Origin of the sequence: Roseibium sp. HPY-6, from assembly GCF_040530035.1 — a bacterium.
In the GTDB taxonomy this organism is placed as follows: Bacteria; Pseudomonadota; Alphaproteobacteria; order Rhizobiales; family Stappiaceae; genus Roseibium.
The window spans coordinates 185,570-211,211 of record NZ_JBEWCD010000004.1; the positions used below are offsets into that span (position 1 = coordinate 185,570).

At 51.2% G+C, this 25,642-nt stretch carries 20 protein-coding genes and 5 pseudogenes; 18 read left to right on the plus strand and 7 right to left on the minus strand.

What is annotated here, in order from left to right:
- Positions 1 to 11: 11 nt before the first annotated feature.
- The 9 genes and pseudogenes from ABVF61_RS31075 to ABVF61_RS31110 form a co-directional block, all read left to right on the plus strand.
- A pseudogene (locus ABVF61_RS31075) lies at positions 12 to 2,189 on the plus strand (methyl-accepting chemotaxis protein); the annotation flags it as partial.
- A 107-nt stretch (positions 2,190 to 2,296) separates the two neighbouring features.
- Positions 2,297 to 3,523 carry an adenylate/guanylate cyclase domain-containing protein gene (locus tag ABVF61_RS31080; protein ID WP_353997495.1) on the plus strand — a complete coding sequence of 409 codons (1,227 nt, stop codon included), beginning with the start codon at positions 2,297 to 2,299 and terminating at the stop codon, positions 3,521 to 3,523.
- Between the two features lie 712 nt (positions 3,524 to 4,235).
- A pseudogene (locus ABVF61_RS31085) lies at positions 4,236 to 4,376 on the plus strand (helix-turn-helix domain-containing protein); the annotation flags it as partial.
- A gap of 162 nt (positions 4,377 to 4,538) precedes the next feature.
- On the plus strand, positions 4,539 to 5,048 hold the full coding sequence (locus tag ABVF61_RS31090) for a hypothetical protein (RefSeq protein ID WP_353997496.1): 510 nt from the start codon (positions 4,539 to 4,541) through the stop codon (positions 5,046 to 5,048).
- Between the two features lies 1 nt (position 5,049).
- Entirely contained in the window at positions 5,050 to 7,977 is a 2,928-nt protein-coding gene (locus ABVF61_RS31095) for a calcium-binding protein (protein ID WP_353997497.1), read from the plus strand.
- A gap of 278 nt (positions 7,978 to 8,255) precedes the next feature.
- Positions 8,256 to 8,612 (plus strand): annotated as a pseudogene (locus ABVF61_RS32145) (helix-turn-helix domain-containing protein); the annotation flags it as partial.
- 58 nt (positions 8,613 to 8,670) lie between these two features.
- Positions 8,671 to 8,931: a hypothetical protein gene (locus tag ABVF61_RS32150; RefSeq protein ID WP_502950040.1), complete on the plus strand. Its 261-nt coding sequence runs from the start codon at positions 8,671 to 8,673 to the stop codon at positions 8,929 to 8,931.
- A 64-nt stretch (positions 8,932 to 8,995) separates the two neighbouring features.
- Positions 8,996 to 9,508, plus strand: a complete 513-nt coding sequence (locus tag ABVF61_RS31105; protein ID WP_353997498.1) for a GrpB family protein — start codon at positions 8,996 to 8,998, stop codon at positions 9,506 to 9,508.
- A gap of 259 nt (positions 9,509 to 9,767) precedes the next feature.
- Positions 9,768 to 10,742, plus strand: a pseudogene (locus ABVF61_RS31110) (IS30 family transposase); the annotation flags it as partial.
- A 1,081-nt stretch (positions 10,743 to 11,823) separates the two neighbouring features.
- Here the strand turns inward: ABVF61_RS31110 and ABVF61_RS31115 are convergent.
- Entirely contained in the window at positions 11,824 to 12,270 is a 447-nt protein-coding gene (locus ABVF61_RS31115) for a hypothetical protein (RefSeq protein ID WP_353997499.1), read from the minus strand.
- A gap of 175 nt (positions 12,271 to 12,445) precedes the next feature.
- Between ABVF61_RS31115 and ABVF61_RS31120 the strand changes: the two are divergent.
- Together ABVF61_RS31120 and ABVF61_RS31125 are read left to right on the plus strand one after the other, a co-directional pair.
- Positions 12,446 to 12,715: pseudogene (locus ABVF61_RS31120) on the plus strand (ISNCY family transposase); the annotation flags it as partial.
- Positions 12,716 to 12,862: 147 nt separating this feature from the next.
- Complete coding sequence (locus tag ABVF61_RS31125) at positions 12,863 to 13,597, plus strand: phosphotransferase enzyme family protein (protein WP_353997500.1); 735 nt, start codon at positions 12,863 to 12,865, stop codon at positions 13,595 to 13,597.
- Between the two features lie 283 nt (positions 13,598 to 13,880).
- On the opposite strand, the gene ABVF61_RS31130 is transcribed toward ABVF61_RS31125, so the two are convergent.
- Positions 13,881 to 14,189 (minus strand): 3-isopropylmalate dehydratase small subunit, encoded by a 309-nt coding sequence (locus tag ABVF61_RS31130; protein WP_353997501.1) that lies wholly within the window; start codon positions 14,187 to 14,189, stop codon positions 13,881 to 13,883.
- A 365-nt stretch (positions 14,190 to 14,554) separates the two neighbouring features.
- Here ABVF61_RS31130 and ABVF61_RS31135 point away from each other — a divergent pair, with 365 nt between their 5' ends.
- The 5 genes from ABVF61_RS31135 to ABVF61_RS32155 all read left to right on the plus strand — a co-directional run bounded on the left by ABVF61_RS31135 (position 14,555) and on the right by ABVF61_RS32155 (position 18,369).
- Positions 14,555 to 15,571 (plus strand): AraC family transcriptional regulator, encoded by a 1,017-nt coding sequence (locus ABVF61_RS31135; protein ID WP_353997502.1) that lies wholly within the window; start codon positions 14,555 to 14,557, stop codon positions 15,569 to 15,571.
- Between the two features lie 97 nt (positions 15,572 to 15,668).
- Positions 15,669 to 15,821, plus strand: coding sequence for a hypothetical protein (locus ABVF61_RS31140; RefSeq protein WP_353997503.1), 153 nt, complete (start codon positions 15,669 to 15,671; stop codon positions 15,819 to 15,821).
- A 222-nt stretch (positions 15,822 to 16,043) separates the two neighbouring features.
- The gene (locus ABVF61_RS31145; protein WP_353997504.1) at positions 16,044 to 16,859 is read left to right on the plus strand and encodes an SDR family NAD(P)-dependent oxidoreductase; all 816 of its coding nucleotides are present in this window, start codon (positions 16,044 to 16,046) and stop codon (positions 16,857 to 16,859) included.
- Positions 16,860 to 16,901: 42 nt separating this feature from the next.
- Entirely contained in the window at positions 16,902 to 17,369 is a 468-nt protein-coding gene (locus ABVF61_RS31150; protein WP_353997505.1) for a nuclear transport factor 2 family protein, read from the plus strand.
- A 172-nt stretch (positions 17,370 to 17,541) separates the two neighbouring features.
- Positions 17,542 to 18,369, plus strand: coding sequence for an SDR family NAD(P)-dependent oxidoreductase (locus tag ABVF61_RS32155; protein ID WP_502950041.1), 828 nt, complete (start codon positions 17,542 to 17,544; stop codon positions 18,367 to 18,369).
- Positions 18,370 to 18,454: 85 nt separating this feature from the next.
- Here ABVF61_RS32155 and ABVF61_RS31165 read toward each other — a convergent pair whose 3' ends face one another.
- The 3 genes from ABVF61_RS31165 to ABVF61_RS31175 form a co-directional block, all read right to left on the minus strand.
- Positions 18,455 to 18,736: an HAD-IA family hydrolase gene (locus ABVF61_RS31165; RefSeq protein WP_353997506.1), complete on the minus strand. Its 282-nt coding sequence runs from the start codon at positions 18,734 to 18,736 to the stop codon at positions 18,455 to 18,457.
- 171 nt (positions 18,737 to 18,907) lie between these two features.
- A complete protein-coding gene (locus ABVF61_RS31170) occupies positions 18,908 to 19,096 on the minus strand; it encodes a hypothetical protein (RefSeq protein WP_353997507.1) in 189 nt (62 codons plus the stop codon).
- A 241-nt stretch (positions 19,097 to 19,337) separates the two neighbouring features.
- Positions 19,338 to 19,901, minus strand: a complete 564-nt coding sequence (locus tag ABVF61_RS31175) for a GNAT family N-acetyltransferase (protein WP_353997508.1) — start codon at positions 19,899 to 19,901, stop codon at positions 19,338 to 19,340.
- 500 nt (positions 19,902 to 20,401) lie between these two features.
- Here ABVF61_RS31175 and ABVF61_RS31180 point away from each other — a divergent pair, with 500 nt between their 5' ends.
- On the plus strand, positions 20,402 to 20,887 hold the full coding sequence (locus ABVF61_RS31180) for a hypothetical protein (RefSeq protein WP_353997509.1): 486 nt from the start codon (positions 20,402 to 20,404) through the stop codon (positions 20,885 to 20,887).
- 69 nt (positions 20,888 to 20,956) lie between these two features.
- The gene (locus ABVF61_RS31185) at positions 20,957 to 22,993 is read left to right on the plus strand and encodes a sigma-54-dependent Fis family transcriptional regulator (protein WP_353997510.1); all 2,037 of its coding nucleotides are present in this window, start codon (positions 20,957 to 20,959) and stop codon (positions 22,991 to 22,993) included.
- Positions 22,994 to 23,139: 146 nt separating this feature from the next.
- Here the strand turns inward: ABVF61_RS31185 and ABVF61_RS31190 are convergent, their stop codons facing one another.
- Together ABVF61_RS31190 and ABVF61_RS31195 are read right to left on the minus strand one after the other, a co-directional pair.
- Entirely contained in the window at positions 23,140 to 23,895 is a 756-nt protein-coding gene (locus tag ABVF61_RS31190) for an SDR family NAD(P)-dependent oxidoreductase (RefSeq protein WP_353997511.1), read from the minus strand.
- A 73-nt stretch (positions 23,896 to 23,968) separates the two neighbouring features.
- The gene (locus ABVF61_RS31195; RefSeq protein ID WP_353997512.1) at positions 23,969 to 25,606 is read right to left on the minus strand and encodes a molecular chaperone GroEL; all 1,638 of its coding nucleotides are present in this window, start codon (positions 25,604 to 25,606) and stop codon (positions 23,969 to 23,971) included.
- Positions 25,607 to 25,642 lie beyond the last annotated feature (36 nt).

A 25,642-nucleotide genomic window follows, 5' to 3' on the forward strand; every position in this document is an offset into this window, starting at 1 on the left:
GGGAGGGCCCCATGATCACCAATCTCCGTTTGTCGCAAAAGATCCCGGCACTGATTGTCGGCTGCGCTCTAATCGTCGGTCTTGGTGTTTCTGTAGCGAGCTATTTTACCGCCAAAGCAAGTATGCAGGATCTGACAAGATCCCGGCTTGAAGCTGCCGCTGACATCAGTTCAGAAAAAACGCTCTCTTATCTGAAAGGCATTGAGCAAGAGCTTGTCTTAACGGCCGGTCAGCCGGGAACGATACTGGCGCTTAGGGAGTTTTCCGCTGCCTGGAAAGAAATGGCCGGCAAGGGAACCGATCTGACAGGCGTTCTTCAGCAAGCATACATCACCGGCAATCCATATCCGAACGGACAGAAAGACAAACTGTATCAGGCAGAAACAAACACCGTCTATGACCTGGCTCATGCCAAATATCACCCTTGGTTTCATGAACTTCAAAAGACCAGAGGCTACTATGATGTGTTCCTTTTCGATGCCGATGGAAACCTTGTTTATTCAGTCTTCAAAGAACTCGACTATGCGACCAATTTTGCAGAAGGCGGGGGTAAGTGGACGGAAACCGGTCTTGGCGAAGTATTCCGCGCAGCCCTGTCACTGGAGGACAAAGGCGGGACTGTTTTTGAAGACTTCGCGCCGTATGAACCAAGCGCCGATGCCCCCGCAAGCTTCATGGCTCATCCCATTGTCGATCAAAACGGTGAAAGTGTAGGTGTGCTGGCATTTCAAATGCCAATCGACGAAATCAATCGTCTGATGACGAAAAATGTTGGCCTTCGGGCAAGTGGCGAAATTGCACTCATTGGTGAAAATGGGTTCATGCGCAACGACACCTCGTCCACGCCGGACACCAACGATATCCTCACCACGCGCTTGACCAGTGACCTGGTGGATACTGCCTTCTCGCAAGGCCAGGCTTTTGGCCAAGCTTCCCTTCATCGCGCTGAACAACTCGATGTGCAGATCAATAGGTTCGACTATGGAGGAGCAAAATTCGCCGTTGTCGCAATGGAGGCGGTCAGCGATGCATTTGAACCTATCGCCAACATGCGCACCCGGCTCATTCTTGCTGGTACCGTGCTGATTTTGCTTGTCGGCGCAATCGGATACACCGCGTCCAGAACCATTACCAGTCCCATCAATCAAATCGTCGGCGCTATGAGACTGCTGGCGAGTGGCCGAACTGACGTTGAGACCAGTGACGGCGGCCGTGTTGACGAAATCGGCGACATGTTCAAAGCGGTGGCTGTGTTCAAGGAAAATGCAATTCAGCGCATCCAGCTCGAGGCGGCGGCAAACGTGGATCGCGAGAAGGAAAGCGAGCGCCAAGCATATCTTGAAAACCTTATCCAGGAATTCAAAACGATCATGTCATCCCGGCTGGAAACAGTATCGGAACAAATGTCGCTGATGCGAAACGCTGCAAAATCGCTTGATGAACTAGCAATCAACGCCCGCAATGAATCCGGTGTCGCGGGAAGTGCATCTGCTAGCGCCTCGGAAAATGTTGCTGCCGTTGCAGCTGCGACTGAAGAGATGACAGCAACGGTTCAGGAAATAGCGAACCAAACAGAGGCAACCAATCGCATTGTCCTTGAAGCGGTGGATGCTGCAAACAAGACGAACGAGAGTGTTCGGACCCTCTCTGAAGCGGCAGAACATATCGGCAGCGTTGTCAGCCTCATCCGCGACATTGCGGAACAAACAAACTTGCTCGCATTGAATGCCACCATCGAAGCCGCCAGTGCCGGTGAAGCAGGACGTGGATTTGCTGTTGTGGCATCTGAGGTGAAAAAACTTGCCGAACAGACTTCAAAGGCCACCGACGATATCTCAGAACAAGTCAGCGGTATTCAAGATTCGGTGCGTGACGCGGCAGGTGCAATTGAGAACATAACTCTCAAAGTATCTGAAATACAGTCATTAACCGGCTCGGTTGCCGGGTCGATCGAGGAACAAAGGGCGGCAAATCTGGAAATTGCACGCTCAGCCAAATCAGCCAGCGACAGTACTGGTACTGTCGCGGAAAGTGTGACTGTGGTCGCCAGCGCAATTCAGAAAACATCCGACGAGGCATCGACTGTCAACAATGCTTCGGATTTGGTTTCGGAAGCTAGCGGAAGTCTGGCGCGCGAAGTTGAGCAGTTTCTTAAAAACGTCGCTCAAGACAGCGAAGACTTGCGGCAGGAAGCTTAGCTCCATATCGGAAATACGATGCTCAATATCGTCATGGCTAGCCGCCCCCGGATCAAACAGTGTTTGGTGGGCGCATAGCCGCGGCGGGAAAGAACTTCATGTCCGGTCTTACCCCAACAGATCTGCCCGTTGCCGGTGACGAAATACGATCCGAAATGCGAGAGGTTGTGGATTGGCTCCTGACCGATGGTCGGGAATTATCGGATATTGGAGACCTGCTTGAAAAGCTTGCGACACGCTTGCAGCACAAAAAGTTACCGCTCTTCAAGATGTTTATCGGGATACAGCAGCTTCACCCCGAGCTTTTTGCGGAAACCTTTGTTTGGGAAGACACAAAGGGCGTTGTCAGAATTGACCGGCCGCACGGCGATCAAAAACAGACGCAATTCAAAGAAGGGCCAATTCCGCTGATATTGGCGGGAGCGGAGATGGTGCGGGTCGACTTAAAGGAAAACGGGTTAGATCTAGAGTATTTACAAGGTCGCTCCCTTCGCCAGGAAGGCGCAACAGATGTCGTTTTCTTTGGACTTCCCTTTAGTGGCGATCGTCCCCAAGTGCTCTGTCTCGCGACAACTTTCGCGGAAGGCTTTTCAGAAGACCATATTGCCAAAGCCAGCTCTATCCTGACTGCATTGGCAACGGTCACGGAATTGATGACGGCTGAGGCAACAAGCCGGCGTCTCTTGGATCTATATGTTGGGCAGGATGCTGGTCAGCGTGTTTTGAACGGAGAAATACGGCGTGGTGCCGGACAGACAATCAGCGGAGTTATCTGGTTCTGTGACCTTGCAGGGTTTACTGCTATGAGCGAGGTGTTGCCTCGCGACGAATTGATCCAGACGCTTAACCAGTTCTTCGATGCCATGGCACCGCCCATCGAAGTGAAGGGCGGGACAGTCTTAAAATTTATGGGAGATGGCATGCTGGCCTTTTTCCAGCTGCCGTCCGCAAAGCCCGCCCAAACCGAGATCTGCACGGCGATCGCAACCGCAGCTCAGGAAGCATCAAACAACGTAATTGTTCTCAATGACAGCAGGATTAGAGAAGGCTTGAACCCGCTCTCTTTCGGTATCGCACTGCATGCCGGAGATGTCATGTATGGCAATGTGGGCTCCGCCCACCGGCTTGATTTTACCGTCATAGGTCCAGCCGTGAACTATGCGGCGCGCATAGAAGCAATTTCCCGAACTGTAGAGCCCAAGATCATTGTCTCTGCAGAATTCCATAATCTTCTCAATCAAGCTCTCCCGAGCTTGGGATTGCATCGGTTTCGAGGGCTTGAAGGCGAGCATGAAGTGTTTTCCCTTCCAAACGCAACCCTCTGAATTTTGCGATTGTTGGCGGTTGGGAGACTAATTCTTCATTCGAATTACAAAGCTGTTTCGCAACCAATACAAACAATAGGAGGTCACTCTCTTGCAAGTTAATCAAGACTATCGTCTAGAGGCAATACAATTGCTCCTTGAAAAAAAGCAGTCTTATATAGATCTAAGCCATGAACTTGACTGGTTTCGGGCATTATACGTCGATATGGCTATCGAATACACTACAAACATGCAAAAAAAATGCGAAGCTATCCAGCAACGAAATACGTAGCAAAACATGAGACATCCTGAAACAAATTATCGACATGTCCGCTTCAGATCAACACCATGGCTTTCAGCCGAGGGCAAAGCTGCGCAATGCCCGTTCGGCCGCATTGTTCATCAGGCAGATCCGGCCGCCGTGAAGGAAGGTACCCCAAAACTCCCGCGTTGTTTCACGTTCAAAAAACCCATCCAGCTACCTGACCTTGAACAAACTGGCATCCAAATTCTCAATCCATGAATTATCGGATATGAGCAACAATAAAATTTGATCAAATGGTCAAAAATTTTCCATAACAAAGCTAATCGGAATCCGACGTATAGCAGCCATTTAGTAATGTGACACATGGGCCAGTTAGAGATGCGACACTTCCCGTCTGTCTGACGCTGGTCAATGTCAACGTTGGAAGGAAGACTGGCCTCGACACGCCTGAGCGCTGACGGAGCCGCAATGTCTTTGATCACCATGTCGCAGCAAGAATTGAATCGGCTCGAAGCCATCCAGAAGAATATCGATCGACGCTTGAGCGTTGTGCAAGCTGCCGAGCTCTTGGGCCTTAGCCGCAGTCAGATACATCACCTTTTGCAGGCTTAGGACTGTGAAGGACCAGCATTTCCATAAAAGCCATATTTAACAACAATTTAATCAAATACTCTCAATAGCCATAGGCAAGCTCATAAAAATCAAGATACACGTTTTAATTTAAAAAAAATAGGATACTATCTTCAAAAATGCCAAGAAAAATTCATCCACTTGGCATCCACCAAACCTCGAGAAGACGGCTATTCCAACATGCTCAACCAGAAAAAGATTATTTGGCTTGGCGCACTATGTTTAGCCGTTGGATCCGTTGCGTCCATAGTTGCGATTACACGAGAAGCCGAAGCCAATTGTATCGCGCTGGATGAGCGGAAAATTAGATCAAGTGCGGTCGAATATTATCTGTCAAACTATAAAGTAGGCAATGTTTCCGTCCAAGATGAAGACGGAAAATACAAAGATTATCCTTATCTAAGTTACCAGAATGTAAGCGATTACTTATCTCAATATCCAGACTGCTGCCACTACAATCCTGGAAAATATGATGGCCGATCGCTGTTATTTATCGAACGTGTCGTGGAAGGAAAGTGTGGCTTTGTCTCTATGGCCGTTCACACGCGCTACAAAAAAGAAGACGGCTCAATTGGTGTAACAACGCCGTCCTCCCGTGTTTGGATAGTTGACAAAAACTACCAAATCTATGAATATTTTAGGGATCGTTAGTATGCCGTTACCTACACTGGAAGAAGTAATTAATAGCTACAATTATGGATCCACAACAACGCCGGCCGACTTTACAGATGAAACCTTAATTCGCAATACTTCTGGAACATCTACGATTGTCGTCGACGTTCTTGACTACATGAACATGAGTTCGGGTCCAGGTCGCTTCGCGCTTGCTTCTAATTTTACCCTGCTGAAACAGTTTTTTACTGCTCCGATTGTTGTCCGAGAATACTTATTTGATCTCGGCGCTTCACAAGGAGCCAATGTAGTAAGACTTTCTAAGTCAGATATGTTGAATTACTACGGGCTAGCCGACATTGGGCTTTCTGTTGATCAGAAAGACTGGGACGATGGTTCTGGGGACTATGTTGACCGCACCTATATTTGGGGGAATACAAGTTTCCAAATAAATAATGACGTGGAATTTGTCATAACAAAAACTACAAATAGTAACGGCATTGTTCTTTTTGAAATGTCTCTCGAAAATTTTTATATCGAGCCACGTAGAGAACTCCAAGGCCAAGGAAACTATCGACCTGAAGATTTTGATTTTATTTCAGACCCAAATGATACGACCACTGCCGAGACCCAAGAGGCTTCGGAACGAGCAATAGACCCTTCGGGTATTGGTCGAACCGTATCGCTTGAGTTCAATACCGGAGTATTTACTCCAAGAAATTATGACTATTACGATTTCTTAGCTGACGAACTTAAGACTGATCAATACTATCAAAAGTTCGAATTTTCACTCGAGAGACAAGACTTACTCGCTGCCGGGGTGCAAAATAACTTTGATGATTTGTTTCAAAATGGCGAAACTACCACGTTATTCAACGACAAACTAATCATTTACGGTACTGTTGATGATGACCTGATGTATAACTCCATAACTAGGCTCGGTTACGATGTAACTGATGAGACGAAAATAGTTTCAAAGTTCTTCGGTCTCAGAAGTTTTGAATTTGAGCTTCCTCAACATAACAAAACCGGAAATGGCTTTGTTTTTGTTAGTGGTGCTGGTGCCGATGACCTCTACGGCGCTGAAAAAAACGATCATCTCTTTGGCGGAAGCGGATTTGATCAATTGTTCGGCGGCGAAGGACGTGATGAACTGTTTGGTGGAAACGATGCAGATGAACTGTCGGGCGGTACGAAGGATGGTGTGTTAACCGGTCTAGTGCTAGCAGGCGGAACTGATATCTCTACACTGTTTTTTGATGATGAAGAGCAAGATGTACTTGAAGGAGGAGCGGGTGATGATGCATATTTTATTCATCGCGCTGAACACGCAACAAACGCAGATAACGTAGATCCACTTACATACTTCGACTTCATCGAAGGTTGGGACGTTGGTTACAATGTTCGTAGTGGAATTCATTTTGATGATACTCTTGCGCGATTCGACACTGTTGACAGGATTAAGGATGTTGATGGAGACGGAGAGCTTCAGATTCAGGACCGCCTTGGCAGCTCCGTTCATCTAAATTCGTTCAATTGGAACTTCGAACACATTGCTTATCAGGGCGTAGATTTCTACGCGGACACTTTTCAGTCAATCGCGGCATTCGTGAATGATGGCGATCTTTATTTCATGCGAAGCTACTATCAGGCGGAGTTTGGTGACCAGATCGACGCCTATTGGTCTGGCTATGTAGCAACCGTCATCATTGAAGATTTTCAAAACGGTCAATTTAACTTCACCCTTCCAACCGGTGATCAAGGTACAAACGGTAACAACGCGCCAACATTAACCCCTCCTGCACCAGGTGAAGGAGCCTTTTACAATGGTCTTGATGGTGACGATATCATTGTTGGCACTGCATTTGACGACGCGTTGCGTGGAGACGCTGGAAACGACCAGGTGTCCGGTGGCGACGGCAATGATGACGTTAGCGGCGGTGAGGGCAACGACACTGTTTCTGGTGACGATGGCAATGACTTTGTGAGCGGTGGAGCTGGCAATGACAATATTTCTGGTGGTTCCGGAGACGACTGGATAAGGGGTGGTGCAGGCCGGGATACAATTTCGGGCGGCGCTGGAAACGATACTATTTATTTCGATAATGGTGACTATTTCTGGACCTCGGGCGTTCCCATCGACATTGGCGGTTCAGGAATTGACACTTTGATTATCGAAACCGGTTCAAAGTTTAATACTGCAGGCCTTTCTTGGTATGGCTTTGAGCGCTTCCAAGGCGCTGAGAAAGATGACCGTGTTGATGGAAACGATTCTTCTGTTGACTATTGGCTTGATGGAGGTGCCGGCAACGACCTGCTGACTGGAAACGCAGGTAACGATACACTTCTCGGCGGCGACGGCGACGATACGTTGCGTGGTGGCGCTGGCCAAGATGAGTATCTTGGTGGTGCAGGCAATGACACGATCTATTACGCCTCAGGTGACTTGTTTTGGGATAGCGGCACGCCAAAGGACATTGGTGGTGCAGGAGTCGACAAGCTTATCATTGAACAAGGGTCCAAATTCAATACGTCCGGCCTGTCTTGGTATGGCTTCGAACAATTCGAAGGTGCTGAAAAAGACGATGTCGTTAAAGGGAATGACGCGTCAGTAGAGTATTTTCTTGACGGCGGCGCGGGAAGTGACGAGCTCAGAGGGCACAACAGTTCCGACACTCTGATTGGCGGTGTTGGTGATGACGAGCTATGGGGAAGAGCAGGTAGCGATACATTTGTTTTCCGAGATGGTGAAACAGGCCATGATACCATCTCTGACTTTACTGCAGGCGCGATGACCGATGACATCATTGAATTTAGTTCGTCAGTTTTCAACTCTTTTGTGGACGTAATTGCGGCTACTACAGACGACGGTACATCCTCGACAATCACCATCGATGCAAACACGAGCATCATCTTGACAAATGTGCTTGTAAGTGAGCTTCACCAAGACGACTTTAATTTCGTCTAGGACGACGAATATTTGCTGCTTGCAAGTCAAAATACCCGCGTCAGAGGTAACCGAAATCTATGTTCCTGCCCTTTCCATTGCGCCTCTATGGTGTGACCCTTCTGCCTGGCACAAATCATGACCATTCTCGCTAGTGACAACACGAGCTATAGCAGCCACTTAGTAATGCGACACATGGCCAGTTAGAGATGCGAAACTTCCCGTCCGTCTAGCGCTGGTCAATGTCAACGTTGGAAGGAAGACTGGCCACGACACGCCTGAGTGCTGACGGAGCCGCAATGTCTTTGATCACCATGTCACAGCAAGAATTGAAACGGCTCGAAGCCATCCAGAAGATTAGAGATCGACGCTTGAGCGTTGTGCAGGCTGCCGAGCTCTTGGCTCTCAGCCGAAGCCAGGTACACCGCCTTTTGCAGGCTTATGACCGTGAAGGTCCTGCGGGTCTCGTGTCAAAGAAGCGCGGCCAACCCAGCAATCGGCGTCACAGTGATGAGTTTCGTAACATCGTCCTGGACTTGGTCCGTGAGCATTATCACGACTTTGGCCCGACTCTGGCACGCGAGAAGCTGATTGAGCTTCACCAGATTTCTTGCGGCAAAGAGACACTACGGCAATGGATGACGGATGCTGGTCTAAGGCACAATTCTTCCCGATCGAACCTTTGACAACTTGCGATCGGTTCGTAGAAGGCCAGTGGTCGAGAACAAGCGGTTAGATGACATTCTTTCGAATGTGGCGGAGATGCAGGGTGGGCGCGAGCAGCAATGGCGGAGGCTGCATGGTCCGAGCCGCCAAGGGCAAAAAGATCATATGTTAGGCATCCCGGATGGCAGCGTGAGCAACGGTTATCAGAAGCGTGGGCGCAAACCAGGTCGACGGACGGATTTCACGAACGATCCGGAAGTGAATGCCAAAAGGAAAAAGGCTCTGGAAAGGATGCAAGCCGCGGAATAAGCACACCATTCGGCTAGTTCGGTTACTGAGTCTCAGCTTTCTGACCAGTGCAGATGACAAGGAAATGGCTTTGACGCTTACAAGTAAGATGACGGCTTATGATGTAGAATGGCCAAGTATGTTCATTGCGGAACGAGATCGTATTGCCATTGCTTTTGGTGCAGAACTTGTTGCTGTGCATCATGTTGGCAGTACAGCAGTTCCCGGGTTGGCTGCAAAACCGGAAATCGATCTTTTGGTTGAAGTGCACACTCATCAAGACACCCACCAAGTCGACAACTTTATGCGGTCATGTGGCTATATTCGTGGCAAGGACTTAACAGCAGAACATCATTTTTACCGGAAAGACGAGAACGGTGTTCGTACGCACAAGGTTCATGTGTGTACAACGGGTCATTGGCAAATCGCGAGGATGCTACGTTTCCGAGATCGACTTCGTCGCGATGCTGACTTGAGACGTCAGTATCAGGACCTAAAGCTCAATCTAGAGTCTGAAAACACTGATGGTATCAGAGAATACTTAGCCAAAAAGGCTCCATTTATAGACGCTGTCGTTGGCCCCAAGCCAACAAGCTAGGTGTAAACACCTTTCAATTGATCATATCTCACAAAACCTAAGCTAATAAAGTCTTGTCACCCGCTCCCTCACCTCGCTTGCAACCTGGCCCAGCCGGTCGGGTCGGGCGCTGACCGCTGCGGCAAATGGCACTGTCGCATTTCAATCGGGCCAGCGATGTCGCGCCTCTAAACAGCTTTGACATGAGCTATAGCAGGGGCACATTCTATCCCGAACTGCAACAAAGGCGGTAAGCTGCCTGCTTTTCGGGAGCGACGTTGTGAGCCGTACTTTTTCGCATTTGAGTATTGAAGAACGCAAAACGATTTCCAGGATGTTGGATCAGAAATTCAGCCAATCAGAGATTGCCAGACGCCTGGGCCGTAACCGTGCAACGATCTCCCGAGAGATCAAACGCAACTACCAGCATGACAATGAGTTCCCCGATGCCCATGGATACTGGGCGATGACGGCCAACGACATGGCCCGTGATCGGCGCCGGCGGACCGGTAAACTCTTTCGCCGCGCAGAATTGCGGATCGCAGTGGTAGGAAAGCTGGAAGCCGGCTGATCGCCGGAACAGATTGCCGGACGATTGAAGATCGAACCGAAGGCCAAAGCCCGCATCTGTCACGAAACAATCTACCGCTATGTATATTCGTCAGAAGGAGAGCGGCAACAGCTTGCTCGGCTGCTTCCAGAACGCCGGAGAAAGTGTCGGCCGAGATACGCGCACAAGCCGCAGAATCCGGTCTTTCCGGAAGCGCGCTCAATAAAGAATCGACCGAAAGCCATCAACGATCGCAAGGAGTTTGGTCACTAGGAGGCTGATTTAATAATCTTCCAGAGGAGCCTCGGAGAGGACAACATCACGACGGTTGTCGAGCGAACAAGCCGCTTCACCGTACTGTTCAAGAACAATGACCGCCAGTCCAAAACTATCATGGACCGGCTTATCAACGCGCTCAGTCCCCTACCCAGGCATGCCTGGCAAAGCCTTACATTCGATCGCGGCTTTGAATTCGTCTCCTGGCGACGGCTCAAGCAAGGCATGGGCGTTGATGCCTGGTTCTGCGATCCGTCCGCGCCTTGGCAGAAAGGCTCTGTCGAAAACATGCACCGGCGGGTCCGGCGCTATCTGCCGCGAGATACCGCGGTCTTGTAAGTTCCTGAGGAAATGATACGATCACTGATCGATCAGTTGAACAGCACCCCGAGGAAATGTCTTGGTTTCCGCACCCCTGCTGAAGTGTTCAGGTGTGAAGTCGACAAATTACAGATCAGGTTCCGTCTCACCAGTTTGTTTAAATATCTGGCAAGTCTGGCCATCGCGTCACGACAATCTTTATGCAATTTTTAGTAGTTTTTATTACCCAACGCTCGCAATAAGATTTTACTGTGCGAATGGTGCTTCTTGGTGAATAGTTCAGAAATAACGTTGAGAGTTATGCTTCATTTCATTCGCCGTTTTACAACATACAGCCTCTTTCTCTTGCTAAATGTTTTCTGCGTAGTGGTGTCAGTTGTTGCTAACGATGGCTGCACAAAATGCCCAATAGAAACCAACGAACAAAGATGGTCTTTTGCCATTTCCGCGTTTTGGGTCTGGGTATGGCCCTTCTTGTTTCTGATGGTTTGGATCGGAGCTAAATGGTTTTTGACGAACGCAGACGATAGGGGTCATGTACTCCTGATTATAGCGGCAATTGCAGGTCTCGTCTTTTACGCCAGTGCGTACGTCGGCGATGTCGGTCTTGATCTGAAATGTGGCAAGGATTGTTTGCCAGCTCCCCCTGTCGCAGACGTTTTTCTAAGTCTATTTCCTTGGGGAAATGCAATTGGATTGATCGGACTATTTGGAAGCTACCTTTGGTATAAACGGTCAAACACAGAAATTCCTCGCTAAAATCTATTTCAACATCCGATAGTGACGCATGATGTCGCCATCCGCCCCCGGACAGGCATTGCAACCCCGACTAGCAAGCCTGACCGGGGGCTGATCTCCCTGCCCTGTGGCGGTTTTTAGGCCATTGTTGCATTCACACTAGAAGTTACATCGCAAACACGCAGCTATTGCACGCTGACTGTCAATGACATCGCACCAGGCCGCCGGCGGCCGATTGAAAGGCTCATTCGACGCGAGGATCAGCTGGCCGTTGTAGCCCGACATGCTAAAGCCGGTTGATTGTCGAAATGAATTGCTGGACCAGAAAAAACGCCGTCAACCAGCGCCATTGTGAATAACTCGGACAAACCGTCTGTCTTCCATCAACAAAGGAGCCAGCCCCTCGCTTAGACAAGTCGGTTATCTGTCCGCTAATCGTTAGTGGCACTCACTAAGTAATCTTGAAATCAACAACCTCGCGACCCTGTATTTTACACTCCGCGGACCTGGACGAATATGAGGCTCCCGGTTCATCTAGTTCAAAACTTACTCGTATCGTTTGTCTGTATCCGCCGCTGATATTGTGTACGGTTTGATTTCTGATGACCGGATACGGCATTCTTTCTTTTGCGTAATCGACACAAATTTGGTTGGCCACGCTTGCACTGACAGTGTCACGTTTCTCCCTTTCCTTTTGACGTTCATTTTCAACGTCTTCAGCGGTTTGCCGAGCGATTTTTGCCGTCGCCAAACACTGTGAAAATTCAATCGTTCCTGGTGTGAAACCTGAATCGATACAAATCAACTCGTCCTTGCTAGGTCGAGATGATGTTGGAGAATCGTCTGTCACGCACCCAACGAGGACAAGAAATGGTAACAAATACAATACTTTAGTCATTCTCGCCTCAAAGACTTGCGGGAACCTGGAAGACCCAAAACAATGTAGGAGAAGCACTTAAGACACATTGCTACTTTTAGAGGAGTTGAGTGGATACTCAACGAAGGTTTGTGTCAATATCTTTCTCGTCCCATTTTGCGCTCCGACTGACCCTATGAAGAGAGGTATTTTTGATAGAAGCCGGGTGGTTGAAAACAAGCGGTTGGACGACATTCTAAGTGCCCTGGCAGAGATGCAGGATGGACGCGAGCAACAACGGCGGAGGCTGCATGGTCCGAGCCGCCAAGGGCAAAAGGATCCTTTGTTCGGCGTAACGGATGGCAGCGTGAGCAACGGCTACCAGAAGCGCGGGCGCAAGCCCGGTCGGCGGACGGATTTCACAAACGATCCGGAGGTCAATGCAAAAAGAAGCAAAGCACTTGTTCGTATAGCTGCGACAGAATGATGACCTAGCGACAAGGCGACGAAGTGCGGAATCTTGGACCGAAGAATAAGACACAGCTTACCAAGGTATTGTGTATCAACCTGCGTTGTCCGGGACATGCGTTTGAATTAGATTTCCCTTCGATTGAATAGATCGGAGATGTTGCCAGTGGGATGGGAAGCACTTGGACTATGGGGCAAAGACGCAACCCGTATAGAACCACTTGCTGGTGGTGTCGCAAACGATGTTTGGAGCGTAAGAATCCGTGGATGCCTCGCGGTCGCCCGTCTCGGCACTAGGAACAACGCTGATCTTGCTTGGGAAACCAAGCTTCTTCAACACCTCGATGGTGAAGGTCTGACAGTACCACTGCCGATTCCGACAATGGACGGTCGATTTCACGCAGACAGTTTAGTGGTAATGGAATACCTAGAAGGTGGACCACCGGAAACGAAAGCCGACTGGTCTCGAGTTGCTAAAACGCTTCGACGGCTTCACCAGTTAACGCAGGATTGGCCGCAACGCCCAGGCTGGCGGTCATCGATTGAACTGCTTCACACTGACACTGGCACGAAGATTAACCTCAACAAAATGCCGCCAGAGGGGGTTGCTCGATGCAGAGCCGCATGGGCACGGCTCAACGGACATCACACTTGTGTTGTACACGGCAACCCCGCCAACCCCAGCAACATCCGTATGACGGCGGATCGTGTCGGACTGATCGACTGGGACGAGGCGCATGTTGACGTCCCCGATCTTGACCTAGTGCTGCCTCACAATGCTGGCGATCTAGTCGGGGTTAACCGCGAAATTGCAGAGCGAGCGTCGGCCGCCTGGGAAGCCACGGTTTGTTGGGACGACGACTACGCAAAAAAACGACTTGCCGAAGTTCAAGGGGATTGAGCCAAACTAGTCTACCAGCCAAAGTCTATGTTTGAGGTCTTCCACCCGCGCCCTCGCCTCGCTTGCAACCCGGCCCAGCCGGTCGGTTTGGGCGCTGACCGTTGCGGCAAATGGCACTGTCGCATTTCTAACAGGCCAGCCCTGTCAAACCGACCGGTCACAAATGCAACATATCTGCAAGAAAGCCTCCGGACTTGAGCGTTCGGCTCTCAACCTCGCTTTGAACGTCGACAGAAACGGCAATCGATTGCGTTCCCTTGTTATCGCCGGAAAAGACCACCTCTCATTGCTTGGTTTCCAAATCGAGCGTGAGGTCAAAAACGTCTGAAGCGGACAGCTCCAAATCGAAGACGGATATGCCATCTGCGAACAACAGCGGCAGAATGCCCATGTTGATTAGTTTTGCCCGGTGGATACGTTCGAAACTTTCGGCAATGACGGCACGGACACCACCGAGCCAGGGTGCTTTGGTAGCAGTGTCACGACTTGATCCTGCACCATAGGATTCTCCGGCAAATACCAAAAGTTCGGTTTGGTTAGATTTATAGAGTTCGATCGTCTCGAAGATCGACACGATTTCTCCTGACGGCAAACTACCTTTCGCTTCTAGAAAATGTGGGCTTCAAGCGAGGTGCAAAAACTAACTTTGAGATACGCCGAACATAGTCCGCTTAGCGCTCAAACAGCGCAAAAGCCTATTATTCTGGAGGATTGTGTGATCCAGCAAGGTGGGGTCCAGTTAGCGCTTACACTCAGCTTATTTGGGAACCCACCTTGTCAACGGAGCCTAATTGATTTCGATGGTGTGGAGTCTCGTTTTGGCATGACAACGGGCAACAGCAACAAAACTCCTCCCACCAGAAATTTGGCGCGTTGTGTGACTATTTTGGCGCGTGATGCCGTCGAACTCTCTGAGCCGATGCGCTATTGTGTTCTAAAGTATACAAGTGAAGCTCTATGTCTGCTAACGATCTCATAAAGGTCCCAAATTCGCTATGGCATGCTCTCAAGAGCATACCGATCAAGCGCGCTGCAATCCTACAACGAGCAAAACTTCCAGCCAGCGTTGTTACGCAAGAAAGGAAGATCAACACCGAACAGCTCTTTGATTTGTGGGATGCCTTGGAGAGTATAGTAGGCCCAGACATTGGTCTTGAGCTGACAAAGACTGTTAATGTCACAACACTACCACCGTCGTTTCTGGTGGCATATCACGCAAAAGATGTGGGCGAGGCGCTTTACCGAGTGGCTCGGTTTATCGGTCTGTCGACTTGCGTGGACGTGCGGATCGCTATAGACGGCGACGACTGCTGCGTCACATGCAATTGGCCCCACGCCAAAAGGGCAGAGCCGAACGCACTTACAGATTCTACATATTCATTCCTCGTGAACATGGTCAGGGTGGGAACAGGGCAAAGGATTACGCCTAGATGTATGGACCTGTGCCGTAGCCAAAGCACTGACATCCAGGACTGGTTCGACTGCCCTATCAATTGGAACGCGCAAGAGGCGCGTTTGGTGTTTGATCGCAAAGATCTGAGCATTTCATTCGTCAGCTACAATCGAGAATTAGTTGAAATGTTGGACGCTGTTCTCGATGCCGATCTGCAGCAATCCAAACAGAGCAAATCTCTCACCGAACAAGTCCGCTGGCACCTCAAACGTGCCTTGGCTGCTGGCCAACCAGGGCTACGGAGTATCGCACGGGATCTGGCCATCAGCGAGCGTTCTCTGCAACGGCACCTAAAGGACGAAGGCCAAAGCTTCAAATCACTGCTGTCTGACACCCGCCACTTACTGGCGTGCGAATACTTGTCCGAAAAAGATCGCGATATCAGAGAGGTAGCGTACTTGCTTGGATACGACAATCAACGCTCGTTTTTCCGCGCATTCCGAAAGTGGGAACGTAAAACACCCACAGAATGGCGTTCTGCGTTAGTGAGCGGGCCGGAGAAAGTGCCGATAGACCACTAGAACACATCAAACTTCAAGACCTGACAAGACAAACACGACGCCGTGCGTAGTCGGCGCGGACAGCCTCATCAACTGAATTGCGCATGGGAGGACCTAAATGGAAAAATGCATCCTTCAACTCGTTGACCCTGAAATGCGTGCGCGTTTGGAACAGATGCCCGAATTTGCCGTCAACGCGGAAACCCTCTCAGTGATGCGTCAGGGCCTGCTCAGTTTTGTCTCAAGATCTGTCGAACTGAGTGTTTTTTGATGGCGAATATCACGGTTTTGAAATGGCCCGGGCGACCATCGGCAAAGCTGCGCTTCACTAAAGCCCCCGTTCGAAAAAGCCACGCAAAGCGACGTCGCTTGATATGCGTCGATCGAACCCTCACTAACGGTGTGAAACGCATCAAGTGACGATCGTTTAGCCCTAACAGTCTTACGTCTCTCAACTGCGACCGCGAAATCAACGATAAAAGGGAGAAGCACAATGAACCATGCTGGTGATCCTGATGCCCTACGCCGCGACTGGATGCAGATGTCCAACATAGAGGGCAAGGTCGCTCTAGTCGCCGGCGGTGGCAGCGGGATCGGCGAGGCGATTGCCATAGCCTTTGCTGCAAACGGGGTCCGCGTCGTGGTCTCTGATCTTCGCGTGGATATGGCGGAGAACGTCGCAGCCTTAATCAAATCAAGTGGTGGCGATGCCATTGCTCTTGCGATGGATGTCTCGCAGCAAGCGGATATCGATAGAGCTATGAATAAGACAATATCCATCTACGGTCAGATTGACATGCTGGTGAACTCCGCCGGGTTTATTTCGCCGCAACCGCTTACGGAGGCGGGAATTGACGTCTGGCGAAAATCCTTCGAGGTCAATGTGGAGGGTGCGCTTTTGCTGGCCCGCACAGCCCTCCCTCATCTAAGGAAGAGTGACATAGCCTCGGTGGTGAACATTTCGTCTTTGGCTGGAGCCAGTGCCTTTCCAAACGGCGGATCATATGGGAGCAGCAAGGCCGCCTTGATCCAGTTGTCGCAGACTATGGGTATCGAGTGGGCAGAACATGGTGTCCGGGTCAATGTGATCAACCCTGGTGCCATTCGGACACCTCTGTTGATCGAAGCCTTGCCAGAGGCAACTCAGAAGTCTGTTGTGCAGCGCATTCCTATGAAACGCATGGGCGTGCCACGCGAGATCGCCGATCTTGCGTTGTTCCTTTGCTCACCAGCCGCCTCCTACATCACGGCGCAGCAGATTTGTTGCGATGGTGGCAGGTCCCAAGCCCTGATGGCAGATCTAGATTGAGAACCAATAAAAATCTCTGAAAAGGTGCGGACTGCAGGAACAATGAAAGGAACCGACATGACAAACCGAATGGATCAAATGATCGACGAGTTTGAAGTGCGACGAGTTGTTGAGGGGTACATGCACGCGGTCGATAGCAACGACTACGGCGGGATCGCGGCTTGCTTCATGGAGGACGCGGCTCTTACCTATGCGATGGACCCGTTCAAATTCATCGGAGGGAAAGCAGTAGCTGATTGGATGCGCTCTTTCGATGAGATTCCAACAACCCATACGGTCAGCAATTGTCGCATCGTCGTCGATGGCGACACGGCGTCTTCGGACATGTTCGCCACCGCAGTGATTGTTATCGGCGAGTCTGGGCCGGGCTCAATTCAAACGGTTGGGGTCCGTTACACAGATGATCTCCAGCGAACGGCTGCGGGCTGGAAGATCTCCAAACGAACGCATGCGATCATTTGGCAAATCAACAATGAAGCGGTGCCCGTCGGGCTGGACGTTGAATCTTGATCCCGTCGTGCACGGACCATTGAAGTCAGTCTTGCTGATCTCAGCCAAGAAATAGATGGAGCAATCGCCTGTGACACCGAGCGGACCTTTCAGGAGTTGAGCTCGCACCTAGAGAACCCTGGCTATATGAGCCAGCCACGCTTTCACGAAGAAAAAATTAAAAGGGTTTAAAATGGACACTCTTTCATCATCCGATCTCAAGGTCATCATCACCGGCGGCAGCGGCGGCCTTGGCGCGGCGACCGCGACACTTCTTGCAGAAGGCGGTGCTCATGTGATGATCGCTGACATCAAGGATAACGAAGGCACGGCGTTAGCCAGCACACTCGGTGACAAGGTGCATTACCATCATCTGGATGTGACAAATCCTGAAGGCTGGGCCGACACCGTCGAAGCCGCCGAAACCGCGCTCGGCGGCGTTAACGCGCTGTTCAACAATGCGGGCATCGTCGGCTACGGTGCCGTTCAAGACAGTTCGCCCGACGAATTCCGCAAAATGATGGATGTCAATCTTTTCGGCGCGTTCCTGGGTATCCGGCACTGCGCGCCAGCGATGGCTCGGGCTAGCGGGGGCGTAATCGTCAACACCTCGTCGATGGTAGCAATGATGGGCTTTGCTGGCGTGGCCAGCTATACCACAAGCAAATGGGGCGTGCGCGGTCTGACCAAGGCAGCCGCACTCGATCTCGCCCCCCGACAGAATCCGCGTCGTCTCGATCCATCCCGGCGTGATGCGCACCAGTATGAATGCCGACCGGCCCGAAGAGATGATGGCAACGCAGCCTATGACGCGCTTTGGCGAACCCGAAGAGGTCGCCCGCATGGGCCAGTTCCTGATGTGCGAAGCGACCTATTCAACCGGCAGCGAATTCCTGGTCGATGGCGGAATGGTCACAGGCCAGCGGGCGATCGCAAAAGCCAACTAACCATTTGTGTAGCTTCTCGCTGCACCGGAACCTTTCAGCATACTGATCAGCCTGTCCTGAGTAGTTCATTCTGATTTTTAGTGCATAACTGGATTGGAGTTCCCCCCGGTTCTATTCCGGGTTTCACGCGAATTTTCGAGCTTCGTTCAGTTGGGCGGATCAGGCGCTGACCGCTGCGGTAAATGGCACTGTCGCATTTCTATCGGCCCAGTGAACGGTCTTCCAACCTGCTGCTTTAGCTGCATCAACGTTTTCCTGTTTGTCGTTGACCACAAGCAGCTCTTCTGGCAAATACCCGGTCGTCTGCTTAGCAAAAGAATAGAAACCGGCATGAGGCCTTTGATAACCAGCTATTGTGGAATAAACGACACCATCCACATCAAGCATCAGACATTTGGCCTTTATCAGGTACCATCCAAAACTTGCTTTCTTTTTGCTCAAACTAACATCGTTGCTTCAAGCTCGTAAGCTGCATTGACGATAAGCATTTATCGCAGACAGCGGCTTCGTTGGCACAGCAGCCTTTGAACATCGTCTCATCATCCCCCGGACTGGGGCCGACCTCCCTGTCCGGTGGCGAACTCAAAGCGGTTGTTGCATTTACCTTTGAAATCACTCCCATGGATCATGGTTTTCGCGCATCAGGCGCTCCTCCAATGTCCCACGCTCCACACTGATTTGGCTGAGGAATGCTTCTAACACCTTAGCCTCAGCTCGAACGGCCAGAACGGTTTCGCCTGGCGAGATCGCCGAAAACTTGATGAACAGACCGGCACGGTCCTGATGGAACGCGGTGTTCACGGGTCACACGGGCACACGGGCACACGGATTCATTGGCAATCACTAAGTCTTCTGAGTTGTGAAATTTTGGATATGTCCCATCCATCTAGTGAATGCATCAATCATTTTGAAACGTGAGTGTTTCTAGAATCTTAGAATCGTATGAAAAAACGCCATAGGTAGTACCTAGTTGTCGCGAGCTGCTCTCCATCCGAAGAGAAGTTGGACAGATCTAGGCAAGCAAAGCACCAGCGTTCGAAATTCAATCAGCAAAGCTCTTGAAATCGTAGACTACGAACTTTTCTGTTGTCTCCGTTACAAACGAAAATCTACTTTTCATTTGGCCAGTCTTTTCAAAGCCCAGCTTTTCCAGCAGCCTCATTGAGCCTTGGTTTGAAGCATGAACTTCGGCAAAGAGGGGTCGGCTTGAGCCGCTGCTGAGATGGCGCTCGACAGCCCACTTCACCGCGCTGCTTGCCAGCCCCAATCTCCAATACTTGCGGGCTACCCAGAATGTCAGCTGGGTGGACAGCGAGATCAATCCGGCAAATTCGCCATCAATCTCCAACACCCTTGAAACCTGATCGGGGCCAGTCAGAAAATCCAGGTAGTCCTGCAACGACCGGTCATCCAACGGACAAGGCAATGCGGCGAGGTACCGAGATACTCGTTCGTCAGAAAGCTCTTTGGAGATCGCCTCACCATCCTGGATACACGGCGGCCTTAGACGGAGTAGGCCGCTGCTCAGAACAATTTCAACAGATTTCGGAAAAACTGTAAAATTTTGTGACACTTCTTCAATCACTACTTGCACGCTCCAGGACACGATTTCCTCTGCCTTTCAATGCAATTTTTAAAATTTTCTTTCAAAAACAATATACTATATAAGAATTAGCAAGAGTGTCCGGACAATGAAACCACTTTCATTGAAACTCACAAGTAGTATATTTCTTTTTGTTCCAAAATAAAAAAAATAAAAAAAATTAAGTGCTTTTTGGAACAAATAATGGACACATACATATTTTAAAAGTAAAATAGAGAGCAATCAAGATGATGTCTGCAGCAAAGTATATTTAATACTCGCGGCAGTTGCCGATCAGCGGTCGTTGAACAGGGAGAGCGATACGTTTTTTTTGACACCGCATTGCGGAACCATCTCACGTAGCCAATCCGAAAAATTATCCGTCTCACCGAATTCCCATTTGCGTATGTGCACTGAAATTTGGTGTCAGACCGAAACAAAAAGCTGCCTTGCGGTAGCAACGTCCTTGGTAGCGAATATCGACCTGCAAATCCGGTGCTAAGGATAAATAGGGAGAGAATAAGTTGGTTGAGATCATCTCCAAGAAAGAAGGGCCTAGGCGCGAGGATGTCGCTGCGAAGCGCTTGATTAACGAAAACAGAACAACCATACACCGGCTTGCCGATCAGATTAGCAACGGCGGCTTTAGCCGTTCACGCAAACAGCTGAACCAATCGAGAGAAGCGCCGAAGCCGGATGGTCTCGTTTTCCATTTCATGGATAACTCCCCAACGCAGGTAGAGCCTGAACCCCGGTTGCGCAGAAGCCCAAACGGCCGTGTTTTTGTGATGGATACAAAAACCGGAAAACAGATGATGTTTCTGGGAGAGATCAGAGAACGTGGCTCAGTTCGCTATTTCGCCCTTGCAACCAAACAAAACGGGTTCATCTCTCCCGTCGAAGAAGCCGTCGAAGACATATTGGCCGAGCTCGACGGGATCGTCATCGAAACCCCGGAGATCGAAGACAAAATTCTCGGGGTAATCCGCGACAGGCTTCAGGTTCCCTAACGTACGGTTTGAGATGTAACAACTAATAATCACGCTCAAAATAGCTACTTGTCAGGGACGCGAGACAACATGCCAACGAGCTATTTCACAACTCAGAACCAGGTCAGTTTCAGAAAACGCCGGATCAGTTCGAGCGGCGCAGAACGCCAGACCATGCGCTCCTGGGAGCAATATGTTGAAGGCCGACTGGATACTAACGATATCGAACGTGGCCTCGCAGGGGTTAGGCCGGAGATCCTGAAATCCTGGGACCGCAGCAAGGGACTGGGTATCAGTGCTCTGTCCCAAGGTTCTCCCAAAAAGCTCACTGCCGAAAACATTAACTCGTTGACGCAGAAGAACCAGACACTGGTGACGGCAGCCAAGTCCGCATTTGCGCGCCTGTCACCTCATCTGGCGGAATCCGGCGCCATTCTCATTCTCACAGACAAAAACGGCACGATCATAGAAGCGATCGGAGATCCGCAGACGATCGATGCAGGTCGCGACATCAAACTGGAAATTGGAGGTGTTTGGGCGGAAGGCGTTATCGGCACGAATGGGATCGGCACGGCCCTCAGCACGGGCACGCCGGCATATGTTCATGCGTCGGAACATTTCTGCCTGGGTATCAAAGCATGGACCTGTGCCGCAGCGCCCATATTCGACCCTCTGGACAAAAGCATCGCGGGGGTTCTGGATCTGTCGGGGCCACCGGCGATTTTCCGGCCTCACAATCTCGCCCTTGTCGTGGCGGCCGCGCGAGAGATCGAAATTGCGCTGGCCGAAGGACTGCGTGAAGAAAGAACAATCCTGCTCGAAGCGCTCATTGACTCATCGGCAACCCACAGCAGCACTGACGGGATCGTGCTTCTCAATCGGGCCGGACGGATTGTCTACAATCGGAACACGGACCGGATCCCATCAAGGCGAAAGCAGGAATTTATGATTGGCCGGAAACTGTTGGCCATGAACCCTGAAATGACCGGTGGCCAGCTTGCCCAGGCAATACCCAGGGAACTGGTTATCAAAGGGGTCGAGCTCCTGAAATCAGGAGGGGAAACGCGCGGAGCTGTTGTCATTCTGCCGGGTCAGTCAGCCTCCCGTGAACCTTTGACAAAGCACCGGAGCATCAAGATTGCCCCGAGGACGGGCGTCGAAGAAGATGAAATCGAGATTGTCGGCAACTGCCCGAAGATGCTTGAAGCGATGGACTTTGCACGCCGCGCGGCCGAAGCCAATGTGACGGTTCTCGTCCAGGGTGAAACCGGTGTCGGCAAGGAACTGTTCGCGCGCCTGATTCACAGTCATCACAAAAAGAAAAATGCCCCTTATGTCGCGGTGAATTGCGCAGCTATTTCCAATGATTTGATTGGCGGCGAACTGTTTGGACATGTGGCCGGCGCTTTCACCGGTGCCCTGCGCGAAGGCAAAGTCGGCAAGTTCGAGCTGGCCAATGGCGGCGTGATTTGCCTTGATGAGATTGGTGACATGCCGCTGGAGCTACAATCATATCTTCTGCGAACGCTGGAACAGCGCGCAGTCTATCGCATCGGCTGCAACACCCGCAGAGCGATTGACGTCCAGCTGGTCGCGATGACCAATCGGAACCTGCGCCACGACATTGAAGAAGGCAACTTCCGCCGGGACCTGTTTTACCGGATAAGTGCCATTGTCATCGAGGTTCCACCTCTTCGCGAAAGGGGGGACGACATTTTCCTGCTCATCGACCAGTTTAACAGGACTTTGTCCCGCAAGTTCGGACGCTCACCGCTTGTTTTCGACGACAGTGCGAGAACTGCCCTGAGCACCTATCGCTGGCCTGGAAACGTTCGTGAACTTCGAAACACCATTGAGCGGCTCTGTCTTTTGTCGACAAGCGAACGTATTTCGATGTGGGACCTTCCTTCGGACATTACATCACCGGACGATGACCTGATCCTGCCTGGCGGCCGGGCAGCGGTTCCCGCAGACAAACTTAATCTCGACGACATTGAATCCATCGCAATTCAACGGGCGATCGAACTTGAAAACGGAAATCTTTCCAAGGTTGCTGCGTCGCTGGGTATTTCCCGGCCAACGCTGTATCGAAAGATAAAGCTTTATGGTCTTGATCGCGGGAAATAGACTTACCTTTGCCGAGTTCGGGAAATTTAGAATGAAATTACATAGGCTTATACAATAGCTTACATATGAAAGGGTGGTGCACGCAAGTCGTGCACCACCCTTTTTCATTCTTGCATTTTCGACACTCAGAACAGTCCGACTGCCGTTTAGAACATTACTTCACCACCATTTGGCGAAATGCAGCTTCCATGGAAGAAGCTCCCCTCCGGGGCGGCGAGAAGCACAACGGCCGGAGCAATTTCTTCAACTTCGGCGAACCTTTCCAGCGGAATGGCGGCCTTCAGGGTATCCAGCAACTCGTCGGCAAGTGGTGTCAAAAGGTCGGTGTTTGTAACACCTGGTGCGACAGCATTTACGAGCACGCCGGTCCCCGCGGACTCAAGAGCGAGCGCGCGCGTCAAAGTGGCATTCGCGCCCTTGGCGGCACAATAGTGCGTCAATGTTGGTGCGCCTTTGTAAGCCAGTTGAGACGTAATGTTTATGATCCGGCCGGTCCCGCGCTTCACCATGTCGCGATAGACTGTCTGAGCCATAAAAAACGTACCCTTCACATGCACGTCCAACATACGGTCGAAGCTGTCCTCGCTTATCTCCTCAAATGGTTCGGTAATGTTGTGGCCTGCATTATTGACAAGTATGTCGATGTCACCCAACGCGGCTTTCGCGTTCGCATAGAATTCCCGTATCCCGGAAACCGAAGAAACGTCACATTCGGCGGCAAAGGCCTTTCGTCCCAAAGACTCAATCGCTGCGACGGTCTCACTGGCCTTGGCATCGTCTCTAAAGTGGCAAAAGGCAACGTTGGCTCCCTCAGCTGCCAACGCCAGCGCAATACCGCGTCCAATCCCCCGCGAACCGCCGGATACGATCGCGTTTTTTCCCAAAAGCTTTTGTGTTGTCATGGCTTCCTCCTGTTTTCAAATCTGCTTTTCGCCATTGCAGGCGCTTGTTCACCAAGCGCCTGTGTTTGCGTTTTCAGGCGCGTCCGAGATGTTCCGCTCCGCCGCCCAAGGCCGGACCGGCCGTTGGATCGGCTTCGCCTTCTTCAAGATCGCCAATGAGCGTTTCGGTGGTCAGGATCAGGGTTGCGACAGAGGTCGCGTTCACGAGAGCACTTGCGGTGACGCGCACAGGATCGATGACACCTGCGTCGAACATGTCCTGGAACTCTCCAACCGCCGCATTGAACCCATGCCCGGGAGCCGCCGAGGTAACGGAAGCCACAACAGAATCGGGATCCGCACCGGCGTTGCTGGCAATCCTTGCTGCTGGCCGCGTCAACACGGAGCGGACAAGTTCCACACCGGCCCGGATATCGGCTTCGTTTTCCGAAGCCAGATCTTTCAGGACCCAGTCGATTTGAGCCAGTGCAGTGCCGCCACCTGCAACGACACCATCTTCCGAAGCTGCTCGAACCGCAGACAGGGCATCGTCAATCAGCTGTATTTTCCGCTTTTGCTCAACCGGCGTGAAGCCGCCGGCGTAGATCACTGCCGTTCCGCCGGTCAGTTTGGACAGGCGTTCGCGCAGCTTGTCCTGCTCGATATTGGGCGGTGCGACGTCGATCTGCCTTTGAACCTGTGTCCTGCGGGCAGCGACAAGGTCCGGGTCTCCCTCACCCTGGATGATGCTGGTGAGTGAAGACGACACTTTCACTTTTTTCGCTCCGCCAAGCTGCTTCAGCGAAGCGTCCTCGATCTTCTTGCCGAGGCCCTTTGAAATCACTTCGCCGCCGGTGAGGATCGCAAGATCGTCCATCATCGCCGTGCGCCAGTGGCCGTATTCCGGCGGGTGCACGATCAGGTATGTCCCCGGACCGCCGTCATCCAGCAGGCTGATAACAACTTCCGGTGCGATCTCCTCCGCGATGATGAGAAGTGGCCGCCCCTCCGTCCTGGCAATTTCCCGCACCTCAAACAACACATCAGGCGTCGGGATCTTGTGATCCGTCATCAGTATCAGCGGGTTCTCCAGAACAGCTTCCATCTGTTCCTGATCAGTCACCATATGATGCGAGATGTAGCCGCGATCGAAGGATATCCCTTCGATTATCTCCAGCGTGGTATCGATAGTCACGCCGAAATCGGCCGTGATGATGCCGTTGTTTCCAACGCGCTCAAATGCCTCCGCAACCAGGGCTCCGAGCTCGGGATCGGATGCCGAGACCCGCGCAACGGCCTTCAGGTATTCCGGGTTCTCGTCACAGGATCTGGACGACTCGTCGAGCCCGTCGATGATCTTGGAAACAGCGCGTTCAATTCCCTTGCAAAGGTCGACAGGCTTGACACCGTTGGAGGTGATTTCGACGCCTTTCTGGATCAACGCGTTCGCCAGCACGATTGCGGTCGTCGTACCGTCGCCGGCGACTTCGTTCGTTTGCATGGACACTTCGCGAACGACCTGGGCGCCCATGTTTTCGAACCTGTCGGTCAGCTCGATTTCAGACGCGATCGTCACACCGTCCCTGGACACGATTGGCGTACCGACCGGACGGTCAATCATCGCGTTTAATCCCTTCGGACCAAGCGTTGGTTCAACTGCGGCGGCCAGTTTCGCCACGCCTTTTGCCAAAGCAGCGCGCGCACTTCCATTGTGGATGAGTAGCTTTGCCATCATCTGTCTCCTCGATTTATTGACGCCGCAAGCGGC

Coding starts and splice junctions, on each gene's coding strand:
- ABVF61_RS31080 (WP_353997495.1), top strand. CDS start 2,297: ATGTCCGGTCTTACCCCAACAGATCTGCCCGTTGCCGGTGACGAAATA.
- ABVF61_RS31095 (WP_353997497.1), top strand. CDS start 5,050: ATGCCGTTACCTACACTGGAAGAAGTAATTAATAGCTACAATTATGGA.
- ABVF61_RS31105 (WP_353997498.1), top strand. CDS start 8,996: ATGGCTTTGACGCTTACAAGTAAGATGACGGCTTATGATGTAGAATGG.
- ABVF61_RS31115 (WP_353997499.1), bottom strand. CDS start 12,270: ATGACTAAAGTATTGTATTTGTTACCATTTCTTGTCCTCGTTGGGTGC.
- ABVF61_RS31135 (WP_353997502.1), top strand. CDS start 14,555: ATGTCTGCTAACGATCTCATAAAGGTCCCAAATTCGCTATGGCATGCT.
- ABVF61_RS31140 (WP_353997503.1), top strand. CDS start 15,669: ATGGAAAAATGCATCCTTCAACTCGTTGACCCTGAAATGCGTGCGCGT.
- ABVF61_RS31145 (WP_353997504.1), top strand. CDS start 16,044: ATGAACCATGCTGGTGATCCTGATGCCCTACGCCGCGACTGGATGCAG.
- ABVF61_RS31150 (WP_353997505.1), top strand. CDS start 16,902: ATGAAAGGAACCGACATGACAAACCGAATGGATCAAATGATCGACGAG.
- ABVF61_RS32155 (WP_502950041.1), top strand. CDS start 17,542: ATGGACACTCTTTCATCATCCGATCTCAAGGTCATCATCACCGGCGGC.
- ABVF61_RS31185 (WP_353997510.1), top strand. CDS start 20,957: ATGCCAACGAGCTATTTCACAACTCAGAACCAGGTCAGTTTCAGAAAA.
- ABVF61_RS31190 (WP_353997511.1), bottom strand. CDS start 23,895: ATGACAACACAAAAGCTTTTGGGAAAAAACGCGATCGTATCCGGCGGT.
- ABVF61_RS31195 (WP_353997512.1), bottom strand. CDS start 25,606: ATGGCAAAGCTACTCATCCACAATGGAAGTGCGCGCGCTGCTTTGGCA.